Annotated in this window: 15 protein-coding genes; 12 read left to right on the forward strand and 3 right to left on the reverse strand. The window is 64.4% G+C overall.

Annotation, left to right across the window (positions count from 1 at the left end):
• The first annotated feature begins 24 nt into the window (after window positions 1–24).
• A complete protein-coding gene (gene addA / locus ABC729_RS15950; protein WP_495608527.1) occupies window positions 25–3,537 on the forward strand; it encodes a double-strand break repair helicase AddA in 3,513 nt (1,170 codons plus the stop codon).
• A 3-nt stretch (window positions 3,538–3,540) separates the two neighbouring features.
• On the opposite strand, the gene ABC729_RS15955 is transcribed toward addA, so the two are convergent.
• Complete coding sequence (locus ABC729_RS15955) at window positions 3,541–4,395, reverse strand: DUF2306 domain-containing protein (RefSeq protein ID WP_495608528.1); 855 nt, start codon at window positions 4,393–4,395, stop codon at window positions 3,541–3,543.
• Window positions 4,396–4,507: 112 nt separating this feature from the next.
• Between ABC729_RS15955 and ABC729_RS15960 the strand changes: the two genes are divergently transcribed.
• Both ABC729_RS15960 and ABC729_RS15965 read left to right on the forward strand, forming a co-directional pair.
• Entirely contained in the window at window positions 4,508–5,152 is a 645-nt protein-coding gene (locus ABC729_RS15960) for a TetR/AcrR family transcriptional regulator (protein ID WP_495608529.1), read from the forward strand.
• Between the two features lie 6 nt (window positions 5,153–5,158).
• Window positions 5,159–5,641, forward strand: coding sequence for a hypothetical protein (locus tag ABC729_RS15965; RefSeq protein WP_495608530.1), 483 nt, complete (start codon window positions 5,159–5,161; stop codon window positions 5,639–5,641).
• Between the two features lie 5 nt (window positions 5,642–5,646).
• Here the strand turns inward: ABC729_RS15965 and ABC729_RS15970 are convergent, their stop codons facing one another.
• Entirely contained in the window at window positions 5,647–6,030 is a 384-nt protein-coding gene (locus tag ABC729_RS15970) for a DUF1801 domain-containing protein (RefSeq protein ID WP_495608531.1), read from the reverse strand.
• Window positions 6,030–7,160, reverse strand: coding sequence for a phage shock protein operon transcriptional activator (gene pspF / locus ABC729_RS15975; protein ID WP_495608532.1), 1,131 nt, complete (start codon window positions 7,158–7,160; stop codon window positions 6,030–6,032). The genes ABC729_RS15970 and pspF overlap by 1 nt, the downstream gene beginning before the upstream one ends.
• Before the next feature lie 252 nt (window positions 7,161–7,412).
• Here pspF and ABC729_RS15980 point away from each other — a divergent pair, with 252 nt between their 5' ends.
• The 9 genes from ABC729_RS15980 (at window position 7,413) to ABC729_RS16020 (ending at window position 12,098) form a co-directional block, all read left to right on the forward strand.
• Window positions 7,413–7,613, forward strand: coding sequence for a hypothetical protein (locus tag ABC729_RS15980; protein ID WP_054166664.1), 201 nt, complete (start codon window positions 7,413–7,415; stop codon window positions 7,611–7,613).
• A gap of 13 nt (window positions 7,614–7,626) precedes the next feature.
• Window positions 7,627–8,304 (forward strand): phage shock protein PspA, encoded by a 678-nt coding sequence (pspA, locus tag ABC729_RS15985; RefSeq protein WP_102112711.1) that lies wholly within the window; start codon window positions 7,627–7,629, stop codon window positions 8,302–8,304.
• An 81-nt stretch (window positions 8,305–8,385) separates the two neighbouring features.
• Window positions 8,386–8,613, forward strand: a complete 228-nt coding sequence (pspB, locus tag ABC729_RS15990) for an envelope stress response membrane protein PspB (RefSeq protein ID WP_054166666.1) — start codon at window positions 8,386–8,388, stop codon at window positions 8,611–8,613.
• Window positions 8,610–9,281 (forward strand): PspC domain-containing protein, encoded by a 672-nt coding sequence (locus ABC729_RS15995; protein ID WP_495608533.1) that lies wholly within the window; start codon window positions 8,610–8,612, stop codon window positions 9,279–9,281. The genes pspB and ABC729_RS15995 overlap by 4 nt, the downstream gene beginning before the upstream one ends.
• A 40-nt stretch (window positions 9,282–9,321) precedes the next feature.
• Window positions 9,322–9,564 carry a hypothetical protein gene (locus tag ABC729_RS16000; RefSeq protein WP_495608534.1) on the forward strand — a complete coding sequence of 81 codons (243 nt, stop codon included), beginning with the start codon at window positions 9,322–9,324 and terminating at the stop codon, window positions 9,562–9,564.
• A 23-nt stretch (window positions 9,565–9,587) separates the two neighbouring features.
• The gene (locus ABC729_RS16005; RefSeq protein WP_495608535.1) at window positions 9,588–9,809 is read left to right on the forward strand and encodes an envelope stress response membrane protein PspB; all 222 of its coding nucleotides are present in this window, start codon (window positions 9,588–9,590) and stop codon (window positions 9,807–9,809) included.
• Window positions 9,810–10,358: 549 nt separating this feature from the next.
• Window positions 10,359–11,006, forward strand: a complete 648-nt coding sequence (locus ABC729_RS16010) for a transglutaminase-like cysteine peptidase (RefSeq protein ID WP_495608536.1) — start codon at window positions 10,359–10,361, stop codon at window positions 11,004–11,006.
• Window positions 11,007–11,348: 342 nt separating this feature from the next.
• Entirely contained in the window at window positions 11,349–11,564 is a 216-nt protein-coding gene (locus ABC729_RS16015; protein WP_495608537.1) for a hypothetical protein, read from the forward strand.
• A 33-nt stretch (window positions 11,565–11,597) separates the two neighbouring features.
• Entirely contained in the window at window positions 11,598–12,098 is a 501-nt protein-coding gene (locus ABC729_RS16020; RefSeq protein ID WP_495608538.1) for a RidA family protein, read from the forward strand.
• The last annotated feature ends 112 nt before the right edge of the window (window positions 12,099–12,210 follow it).

Genomic DNA, 12,210 nt, shown 5'->3' on the forward strand with positions numbered 1-12,210 from the left:
GGCGGGCCTGTAGTCTGCCGCCCCATGAATGACATTCGCCCCACCGATCCCAATGTCCTGCAACGGCTGGCCTCCGATCCTGACAGTTCGGTGTGGGTGGGCGCGTCGGCGGGGACGGGAAAGACCAAGGTTCTGACCGACCGTGTGCTGCGCCTGATGCTGGCCGGCACCGACCCGTCGCGCATCCTGTGCCTGACCTTCACCAAGGCGGCGGCAGCCGAAATGGCCAACCGCATCGCCGACCGTCTGTCGGTCTGGGCAGTGCAGGATGAGGATAAGCTGCGTGCCAATCTGCATGCGCTGACGGGGCGGGAGCCGTCGCGGGGCGAGGTGGTGGCGGCCCGCCGCCTGTTCGCCCGCGTGCTGGATACGGCTGGCGGCATGAAGATCCAGACCATCCATGCCTTCTGCCAGTCGCTGCTGCGCCGTTTCCCGCTGGAGGCCGGGCTGGCCCCGAATTTCGAGGTCATGGACGACCGCACGGCAGAGGAATTACTTGCGGAGGCGAAACAGTCGGTTCTTCTGGCTGGTCGTTTCGAACCCGGAAGTCATTTGGCCAACGCGGTCGATCTGCTGACCGGGTCGGTGTCGGAGGATGAGTTCAATGATCTTCTGGCCAGCCTGACGGCGGAGCGCGGGCGGCTGAAACGTACCCTGGACGCCCAGGGCGGGCTGGAACCGGCCATCGCGGCCCTGCGCGACAGTCTGCGCGTGCCCGATGGGGAGACGGACCTGTCGGTGCTGTCGCGCGCCTGCGCCGCTGGTATCGTGGATGAGATGGGGTTGCGCCGTGCCTGCGCCACGTTGGCCACGGGCACCAAGACGGATGTGGAACGCGGGATCGGCATCCAGGCCTGGCTGGACGGGGATGAACCGCGCCGCCTGCGCGGCTGGGCCGATTATACGTCGCTGTACCTGACGACGGAGGGGGAGCCGCGCAAATCCCTGATGACCAAGAAGCCGTCGGAGGCCGATCCGATGGCGCTGGAGATTTTGCAGCGGGAGGCGGCGCGGCTGGTTGCCGTGATGGAGGAACGGCGGCGGGTGGCCGTGGCGGCCCATACATCGGCCCTGCTGGTCCTGGGAGAGGCGCTGCTGGGCCGTTATCAGCGGTTGAAGGATGCGCGCGGCGTCCTGGATTTCGACGATCTGATCCTGGCGGCGTCAAGCCTGCTGTCCGGCGGGGCGGGGGCGGATGCCTGTGCCTGGGTGCTGTTCAAGCTGGATGGCGGGTTGGATCATGTGTTGATTGATGAGGCGCAGGACACCAACCCCGAACAATGGGCCGTGGTGTCGGCCATCGCAGAGGAGTTCTTTGCGGGGCTGGGCGCGCGGGATGACCGGGTGCGCACCCTGTTTGTGGTGGGCGATGACAAGCAGTCGATCTTCAGCTTCCAACGCGCCGACCCCGCCGAGTTTGCCCGCATGCGCCGGCATTTTGATGCCAAGGTGAACGCGGCCCAGCGCACATGGCGGGTGGTTGACCTGCAGACCAGTTTCCGGTCGGTGGGGGCCGTCCTGGCGGCGGTGGATCAGGTCTTTGCCAGCGGTCTGGCCCGTGACGGGGTGGCGGGGCCGGATGTAGAGGTGCGGCATCTGGCGCACCGGCGCGGCAATGCGGGGCGGGTGGAGATCTGGCCCCTGGTCAGCCCGCAGGATGCGGTTGATCCCGACCCCTGGTCCCTGCCGCTGAAACCCGAACAGGCGGACAAGCCCGTGGCGCGGCTGGCCCGCACCATGGCGGATCAGATTGCCCGCTGGCTGGCCGATGGCGAAATGCTGGTGTCGCGCAACCGGCCCCTGCGGCCCGGCGATATCATGGTGCTGGTGCGGAGCCGGGATCAGTTCGTGGGCCATCTGGTGCGCGCGCTGAAGGATCGGGATGTGCCGGTGGCCGGCGTGGACCGTATGGTCCTGACCGAACAGCTGGCCGTGATGGACCTGATGGCGCTGGCCCGGTTCCTGGTCCTGCCAGAGGATGATCTGAACCTTGCCATCCTGCTGAAATCCCCGCTGGTGGGGTTGAGCGAGGAACAGCTTTTTCAGGTGGCACATGGCCGGCCGGGGCGGCTGTGGGCAGCATTGACGGATAAGGCCAAGGCCGATGCGGGTCTGGCGGCGGCGTGGGAGTATCTGCGCGCCATCCTGAACGATACCGACTATCGCGCCCCTTATGAGCTGTTTGCCGGCGTGCTGTCGCGGCCATGCCCACCCGATCCCGTCGGGTCGGGGCGGCGGGCCATCCTGTCGCGGCTGGGGGCAGAGGCGCAGGACCCGCTGGAGGAGTTCCTAACAGCCTGCCTGCTGTTTGAGCGGGAGCATGTGGCCTCCCTGCAAGGTTTCCTGCATTGGCTGGAGGCGTCGGAGGCGGAGATCAAGCGAGAGCTGGATACCGGCGGTGGCGACGGGCCGGGTCAGGTGCGCATCATGACGGTGCATGGATCGAAGGGGTTGCAGGCCCCCATCGTCTTCTTGCCCGACACGATGCGGGAGCCGGACAAAAGCCCGAAAATCCTGTGGCCGGAAAAGCCGCTGGCGGGCGAGGTGCCGGCTGATCCCGGCCCGCCGCTGCCGCTTTATGCCCCAAGGCGGGGGATGGAGGATGCGACGGCGGGGGTACGCCGGGCCATCGCCAACCGTCGGCGCGATCAGGAATATCGCCGCCTGCTCTATGTCGCCCTGACCCGCGCCGAGGATCGCTTGATCGTCTGCGGCTGGGAGCAGCAGCGCAAAGGCGGGCTTGGGTCCTGGTATCGGTTGATCGAAGGAGCGCTGGACGGGCTGGCCCGCCCGGAACCGTTCGATTTCACGGGCCTGTCGCCCGCCGGCTGGGCCGGAACGGGGTTGGTCCTGCATGAGCCGCAGACAGTGCCTGTGCCCGATGCGACGCCGGCAATGGCAGAGGCGGTGGGCGGGATGGACCTGCCGGCCTGGGCGCTGGAACCGGCACCCCGCGACCCCAGCCCGTCCAAGCCGCTGGCCCCGTCACAGCCCGACGCGCCGGAACCATCCCTGCGGTCGCCCCTGGGTGCCGACGATGGCCTGCGGTTCAAGCGCGGCAACCTGATCCATACGTTGTTGCAGGTCCTGCCGGAGACGGAGTCGACGCGATGGGCGGAGGTGGCGGCGGCCTGGCTGGCGCGGCCTGCCCACAACCTAACCGCCGTGCAGCAGGCGGAGATCGGGGCAGAGGCGCTGCGCGTTCTGATTGACCCGACCTTTGCGCCCCTGTTCGCACCGGGTAGCCGGGCAGAGGTGCCCCTGGTCGGTCTGGTCGGTGGCCGCGCCCTGTCGGGCCGGATCGACAGGCTGTGTGTCACCGACGATGCCGTCTGGATTGTGGACTACAAGACTAACCGCCCACCCCCGCGTGAGGTGGAGAAGGTGCCCGCCATCTATCTTCAGCAGATGGCCGCCTACCGCGCCGCCCTTTCGCGGATCTATCCGGGCAAGGCGGTGCGCTGTGTCCTGCTCTGGACCGACGGGCCTTTCATGATGGAACTGCCGGGTGACCTGATGGACGCCCACGCACCATAGGGATCACAGGCCCAGCCGGGCCAGGATGGGCGGGCCCCAATAGAATTTCGTGAAATAGAAGGTGCCCAGCGCCACGAAGCCCGTGGCCAGCAGCAGCACCAGGGCGGCCAGCACCCTAAGAGCCGGTGCCGCCGCCAGCTTCCGGCCCTGGATGAAGGCCTCTGCCACGATCAGGTTGGGCAGATAGAAGAAGAAGGCCATGACAATGTCGAAAGGGCCGCTGAAATCCTGGGCATGGCCCAGCTTGCCGACCAGCATCAGCCAGAACCCGTAATCCATGCGGTAAAGCCAGGAGCCGGTGACCAGGGCGAACAGACGGATGGCCCAGGCCCGGTGCCGGTCCATGCGCCGCGCCCTGGCATGGCGGAAGGTCTCCACCGAGGCCAGCACCACCAGCACGCCGTAAAGCCCGAAGCCGAGATTCATCGGCATCCCGCCGATGGTCCCCAGCAATGCGATGAAGATCAGCCCGCCCAGCCCCGTCAGAAAAGCGGCCAGAACATAAAGCCGGCCCGTCCAGCGATGGAAGACCGGCCAGCGGCTGCGCACAGCCCCGATCAACTGTACCGGACCCAACAGCAGCAGCACGCCGCCCATCAGGAAATGTACGCCCATGCCCAGGATGGACAGGGGGCTGTCCGGCACATAGAGGCGGGGCAGCGTCGCGTTCCAGCCCTCCATCCGGCCATCGGCGATGGCCCCACCATAGAAGGCCAGGATATAGGCGCCGAACAGTCCGGCACTGACCCAGGTCACGGCCACCAGTAGCCGTGCAGACAACCATAACAGCCGGTCCGCCATGGTATTCGCCCCATCATCCATGACCTGCGCCACCATCATCTGCCCCCATTTCCCCATGGGAAATAGTGCTTAACACCCGTATCGGGGCCGGGCAATCGCCGGTAGCACTTGACGCGGTGGACTATTGATGTCATGAATGCTGACATCAATAGCTTGCTGCTGACCTTAAATGCCGCCTGACGCCTCCGCCCCGCCCCGTTATCACAGCCCGCTGCGCGCCCGGCAGAAGGACGATACCCGCCAGATGCTTCTGGCGGCGGCGGGGCGTGTGGTGACGCAGGACGGGCTGGAAGGCCTGTCCTTCGCCGCGATGGCCAAGGAGGCGGGGGTGCAGGAACGCACCGCCTATCGCCACTTTCCCAACAAGGACGCGCTGCTGACTGCCCTGTGGGAATGGGTGAACCGGCAGGCGGATATTCCCGGCTTTGCCCGCACGCGGGCCGAACTGCTGTCCATGCCGCCCGTCGCCTATGCCGGGTTCGACCGGCAGGAAGGGCTGATGCGCGCCCTGCTTTCCTCCCCGCAGGGGCGGGAATTCCGGTTGCGGGTGAATGATGAACGTCAGGCGACCCTGCGCGATGTGCTGTCCGACCTGCTGCCGCATCTGACGGCGGAGCAGGGGCAGCACTTGCTGGCCACCATCCAGCTGCTCTACAGCGCCACTGCCTGGATGACGATGAAGGATTACTGGGGCCTGGAAGGCAAGGCGGCGGGTGATGCCAGCGTCTGGGCCATCAAGACCCTGCTGGATGAGGCCGCGCGCATGGCGGACGCCAATCGCGCCAAGCCCCAGACAATGACCAACAAGGACTGACCCATCATGCTGTTTCACGCCTCCATCCCGGCCCGGGATGCCGCCCATACCGCCACCATCATCGCCGAATTGTGGGGCGCGCAGGCATTGCCCTTTCCGCCCTTTCCCGGCTGCTATCTTGTTTTCGCCGGCGACCGTGCCGGCGGCGATGGGCGCGGCACGGCCATCGAGGTCTATCCCGCCGGCCATGTGCTGCATGCCGGGCCGGAGATGGTGGTGGCCGAACAGGTAGAAGCAGCACCCGCCACCGAAACCCATATCGCCATCGGCACGCATCTGGAGGAAGACGCCGTGCATGCCATCGCGGCGCGGGAAGGCTGGCGGTCGCTGACCTGCTGGCGCGGCCCGGCCTTTCAGGTGGTGGAGGTCTGGGTCGATAATCGCTTCATGATCGAGGTCCTGACCCCGAAGATGCAGGCCGACTACAAGGCCTTCATGACGCCCGCCAACTGGGCCGCCGCGTTCAGCGTCTCCCCGCTGGCGGCATAAAGGGGCTACGCGCCAACCCAGCGCCGGACCATGGCCGCGAGTTGTTCGCCCTTCGCGGCCATTTCCGCTCCATCCTTGATCACCACCACACCCCGGTCGGGTGCGGGCCAGTCGGCCAACCCGTCCGGGTCGTCAAAGCAGAAGCCGCTATTGTCCTTCACTTTGGCTCCCCGATGCAGGACAAGCCGGGCGGTGCCGTCGCGTTGCAGCCCCAGGGTCACAAGGTCGGTGCCGTCCAGGGCGAAGTTGGGGGCGTTCCATTTGATCCCCTCCACCAGCCCCGGATGGGCGGCCCGGATCAGGGTGCGCAGTTCCTGCACAACCGCCAGCGTCTCCGCCGGCAGGTCTGCCAGGAAGGCCTCGACAGTCTTATAGGCCTTGGGTGGCATCAGCCCTCATCCCCCTCATCGCCATCATCGGCCTCACGCGGGCCGTGGCGGCGTTCCAGAAGGCCGTACTTGCGCAAGTATCCCCGGAACTGGTGATAATTCAGGCCCAGATCGGCGGCGGCCCGCTTCTGGTGGAACTGGTTGCGTTCCAGGGCATTGCGCAGCAGCACCTTCTCATAATCCGCAACCAGACCCAGGAAGTCGCACGGCCCCTCGGGCAGGGCGGGGCCAGCACTGTCCGCCGGGCTGGCGGCAGCGGGGGCGCTGGGTGCAGATGCGGCCGGGGGCATGGTGACGACGATGGGGGCTGGTGCGGCATCGTCATAAATCGACATCTGCTTGGGCCGCCAGGGCGACTGGAACGGGTCGAAATGGATGTCGGTGATGGGACTTTCCGGGTCGCCGGCGCGATAGACGGCGCGTTCCACCACATTCTTCAGCTCACGCACATTGCCGGGCCAGTCATAGGCCAGCATCTGCTGCATCGCATCGGGCGTGAAGCCGCCGAAGAAGGGGCGGCCCAGTTCGCGGGCCATGGCCACGCCGAAATGTTCGGCCAGGATGGGGATATCCTCTGGCCGCGCGCGCATGGGCGGGATGGTGACCACGTCGAAGGACAGCCGGTCCAGAAGGTCGGCGCGGAACTTGCCCTGATCGGCCAAACGCGGCAGGTCGGCATTGGTCGCGCCCACGACGCGCACATCGATCTGGATGGTGGTGTTGCCGCCCACCCGCTCAAACTCCCCATATTCGATGACGCGCAGGATCTTCTCCTGCACGCGCAGGGTCGCGGTCGCGATCTCATCCAGGAACAGGGTGCCGCCATCGGCCAGTTCGAACCGGCCGACATGCCGCTTGGCCGCCCCGGTGAAGGACCCGGCCTCATGCCCGAACAATTCGGTTTCCAGCAGCGTGTCGGACAAAGCCGCACAGTTCAGCTTCACAAACGGCTTGTCCCAGCGCGGGGACAGATAATGCAGGCGGGCTGCCACCAGTTCCTTGCCCGTCCCGCGCTCCCCGATCACCAGGGTGGGGCGGTTCAGGGGGGCGGCCTGCGAGACATGCTCCATCAGCCCCAGAAATGATGGGGCCTGACCGATCAGCGACGGGGGGGAAACAGCAGGGGACATGGGGCCGATGCCACTCTTTTTTGACTGCCAATATCAGCATCTTAGCGAAGAGTGGGCGGATTGGCGAGCGAGTGGTGAAAATCGCCAACGAGTGGGTTGATTGCCACCCATTGCCCTGTCGCCGTGAAATCGCAAAATAGGCTAACTTATTGATATTCAACGAAAGTGAGATTGTGGCGGAGAGTTGGCACACCCTTTGCTCTTACTGTTTTCAGACACCGGGGAAACAACGAGATCGCAAGGAAGCCAGCCATGACCGACTTCACCTACGACAATGGGATGTCCGATCAGCCGGCAACCGGCTATACCAAGTCCGCCGACGGGTTCTTTGCCCGGCCTGCGGGTGGCATGTTCCGAGACCTCTACGAGGATTTTCGGGCCGTGCCTGTGGAAGCCTGGATCATCCTTGCGGTGGCCACCGGTTTGAGCAACCTTTTCATTGCCCTTGCCTGAAGGAGACCCCGACATGGGCATTTTTTCCCGCCTCGGCGACATCGTCAATTCGAACATCAACGCCATCCTGGATCGCGCTGAGGACCCGGAAAAGCTGGTCCGCCTGATCATCCAGGAAATGGAAGACACGCTGGTCGAGGTCCGCTCCTCCGCCGTCAAGACGGTCGCGGAGAAGAAGGAGATCGAACGTCGCCTCTCCGAAATCCGCCGCGAGTCGGAGGATTGGCAGCGTAAGGCCGAATTCGCCCTGTCCAAGGACCGCGAAGATCTGGCCAAGGGTGCCCTGGTCGCCAAGGCCAAGCTGGCCGAAGCCGCAGAGCAGATGTCCAGCGAGCTGGGCCGTCTGGACAGCGCACTGGCCAAGACCAACGAGGATATCGGTGCGCTCCAGGTCAAGCTGGCCGACGCCAAGACCCGCGAAAAGACCTTGATTGCGCGGCATAAAACCGCCACCAACCGTCTGAAGGTCCGCACCCAGCTCTATGACGACCGCATCACCGATGCCTTCTCCCGCTTCGAGCAGGTTGAACGGAACCTCGATGTGTTGGAAGGTCGCTCTGAAGTGCTGGGCATGGGTCGCGGTGCCAAGAGCCTGGAGGATGAGATCGCCGAACTGGAAGCCGAGTCCAAGGTGGAGTCGGAACTGGCGGCACTCAAGGCCAAGCTCGCGGCCAAGGATCAGCAGGGGTAACCCCGAAGGGGCGCCCCTCGCATCGGGAATGAGAGGGGGGCCGCCCGCACTGGGCTGGGCCTTGGGATAAGGGGGGCAACGATGCCTGAAGGAGTATTTGTCGTCGCCGTCATCTTCATGGTGATCGTGGCGCCCGTCTGGATCATCTTCCACTATGTGACCCGCTGGCGCATCGCCAAGACGCTGTCGGCGGATGATGAGCAGATGCTGTCCGAGCTCTGGCATTCCGCCAACAAGATGGAAGACCGCATCCGCCAGTTGGAAAAGATCCTGGACGCCGAGGCGCCGGGCTGGAGGGCGAAAGCATGAGCGACCGCCACGGCCCGGGCACGCCACCGCCTTTTCCTGGCCGCGACCAGTACCGGTCGCGGTCGGGGCGGGGTTCCGGTCCTCACCGGAACTGGGAACAGGAATATTTCGGTAAGCGCCCGGAACAGAGCTGGGCAGACTATTTCGGCCTGGGGCCCGACACGTTTGGCGGGTCCAAGCGCAAACAGCGGCAGCGTGATGATTGGGGCCCGGCCCCGTCATCTGATCCCGGTCGCAATAACGACCACCACGGACAGTATGCGGGGGACAGCATGGGCGACCATTATCCTTCCAGGCCGTACCGACTGTGGCGCAGCCGCACCGACAGCAAGATTGCCGGCGTCTGCGGCGGTATCGCCGAATATGCCAATGTCGATGCCTGGATCGTCCGTCTGGGTTTTGTTGTTGGTTTCTTCTTCTTCCCGCCCGTCTTCATCTTCGGTTATCCGATCTTGTGGTGGATTTTGAAGGAACGGCCGTCGGGCCTGTATGAGACGCGAGAAGAGGAAGTGTTCATGCGTTCCGTGGCGACCAAGCCCGACCAGACCCTGTCCGGCCTGCGCGGCAAGTTCCGCGACCTGGACCGTGACCTTGCCAAGCTGGAAGGGTTTGTGGCCTCCCGCGAGTATGACCTGCACCGGCAGTTCCGCGACCTGGAGAAGAAGTAAGGCGCCTGTCGCCGCTTCTTCCCCCGTATCAGGTGAAGCCATGAGCCCCTACATGATCCCCGTTCTGGCCCTGTCCATTCCTATCGTGGCCTTGATTGCCCGGGGGGTGCGGCGTTGGCATCAGATCGATATCGAGGTGGCGCAGAGCGAGGTCGATCTGCGCCGGCGCTTCCGGGCGCTGGATGATATCGACCGGCGGGTGGCTGGCATCGAACGCTATGTCACCAGCCCCGAATTCGGTTTGAACCGGCAGTTCCGCGACCTGGAACGCCCCAATCGCTGATCCAGCAGCCAAGGCGACGCACGATGTTCAATTCACCCTATATCGTTCCCGTCATGGCCCTGATGATCCCCATCGTGGCCATCGTCATGAAACATCTGACCCAGATGCGGGCCATGCGGGTCGGGGGGCTGTCGGAAGGGGCGGCCGCCGAATTGTCGGAACGGGCCGCACGGCTGGAGGACCGGGTCCTGCAGCTTGAAAGGATCCTGGACGCGGAAGCGCCAGGCTGGCGCAGTCGCGCTTGATACGGGTTGCCTTTAGTTTCGATGGTTCGAAGCTAAAGGCTTCGGCGGCACGTGCCGCCGCCGCGCCGGTCGGCGCGGACATCATCGGCCAGGATTTCTGACCGATGATGTGATTACCCGGCGGATGTCCGCCGCCGGTCTTGCGGGGGGCAGTAAGGGATCGTCCGACCCGACCTGCTCCCGTCATCTCACACCCATACCTACCCACTTGACGCGCCTTCCCCGCCCGGCCGCCCCTGCTGCCGGGACAGGAAAGGCGCGTCTTTTCTTGTCGCCATGGCAATTTTCGGATGGCGAATAATTCTTGCTGACATACAGTGATTGGCCAGAGGAAACGCAGATAAGTGAACGGCCATGACCGTCATTGCCCTATATGGGACGTCAAATTCATCATATTGCGATGCAAATATGGGAATTTTGCAGCGCAATATTTGGCATTATTATTCAGCGCTGCGGCGTATCGGCATTTTGATATTGGTTACTAAAATATTAATATTTACCTGTCAGCAGGATGGTCTCTATATAATTCGATCTATAACACTTGATCGATTGCGCCGGCGGTCCCCCTTCCTGGCGCTGACCCTGTTGCTGGTCACGGTTCTGGCGGCCAATGCGCCGGCCTTTGCCCTGGTCTGGGATGGGGAGATGGAGCCGCTGGCCCAGTACCGCAGCTATTGCCAGACCTATGGTGACCGTGACCCCGGCTGCGCCGTGGGCCTGGGCGGCAAGGTCGGCACGCCGGTGGGGATGGACCGGATCGATGCCGGGCGCGCCACGCTGGGCATGGCGGTGCTGGTCCACCGGCAGGTGGTGGATGACCTGATCTATCGCGAGGACAGGCAGGACCGTTGGGAGATTCTGGGCACGCCGGGGCGCGGCATGGCCGGGGATTGTGATGATGTGGTCATGACCAGCATTTCGCGGCTGCTGCGCCGGGGTTTCCCGCGCGCCGCCCTGCGCGCCACCATCGTGCGCCTGCCCGGCAATGGCGGCCACCATCTAATCCTGTCCGTCCGGCGGCAGGCGGAACAGGGGGCGGAGGAGATATACCTGGATGACCGCCACCATCAACCGATGCGGCCCGAGCAGTTGGCCGCCGAAGGCTATGTCTTCGTGGCGCAGGAAGTGCCAGGCCGCCGCACCTGGCGCCGCGCCCATACGCAGCCGGCCCTGATGATGGCCGAACGGGCCGGCTGAGCGCCGGTATCGGTTGGCGCAAGCACACTCGCTGAAAATCGTTAGTGCATAAAATCGTGCTGCGAAAAGCAGCACTATTCTTGGCTTGATTAATAAAAAATTAACCAATATTCTCTTTAGAACTCCTCAGTTGCCTCAAAAAAAGTCAAATGCTCTTCTTTCTCGGCACGTTGCTTATTCGTTAAGCAGCGCAACTCCCCCTTTCCCTAACGGCACCCTTGATTTCGCACATGCGTGACCATGGCACGGTTGTTGCTGAAACCTTGTTTCGTATCAGGGGGATGCGGGCGGCATTGTCTGGACTGCCCATCTCCATCCCCGCCGACAGACGCGAAGGTGGACATGGCCAAACATGCCGTAAGGGTCGCCGTCAGAAATGTCGTCAGGGTGGTCACGGCCCCGCCGGCCCTCGTTGCCGCCAAGGCGCGGGCTGCGGATCGTCAGGTCCGCCAGCCGGTTGTCAGCCTCCAAGCGCCGGAGCTTCTGTCCGGCGTCTCCTGGGATGAAGGCCGTAAGGTCTGGCTGGTTCATCCCCTGTCCTTGCCGGCCCGGGGCTGACCCGTCCGCCGGCCCATCCATAACGGAGGAAGAATGTTGAAGCGGTTGGGTAGTCTCCTGGTCCTCGCGGCGGCCTTGACGGCCTGCAATAAGGAAGAGGCCCGCGAGATCAAGCGCACGGATGTGCCGAACTTCCCCATTGCCTCGGCGGTGCAGGTGCCGGCCGGGTCCGATCTGTTCTTCCTGTCCGGCACGGTGCCGCCGGCTGTGAACAAGGAAGCCCCCGCCGGCAGCGTGGACGTATTTGGCGATACCGAGACGCAGACGGTCAATGTCCTGACCCGCATTCAGGAAACGCTGAAGGCCCAAGGTCTGACCATGGGCGATGTGGTTCTGATGCATGTCTACCTGGTCGGTGACCCGGCCAAGGAGGGCAAGATGGATTTCGCCGGCATGATGGCCGGCTATACCAAGTTCTTCGGCACGCCGGAGCAGCCGAACAAACCGGCCCGCTCCACGGTGCAGATTTCCAGCCTGGTGACGCCGGGCATGCTGGTGGAAATCGAAGTGGTGGCCGCCAAGGCCAAGAAATAGCCGGCGGGGCCGGTCGGGGGCAGGGGAAAGCCCCTGACCGGCCCTTTCGGTTTTTAACGAACTTCCGCTTGGGCCTACGGGTAGGGACCGGCAGGAGGATCGGGGACGGGGG

Source organism: Niveispirillum sp. CC-CTL257 (assembly GCF_059489915.1).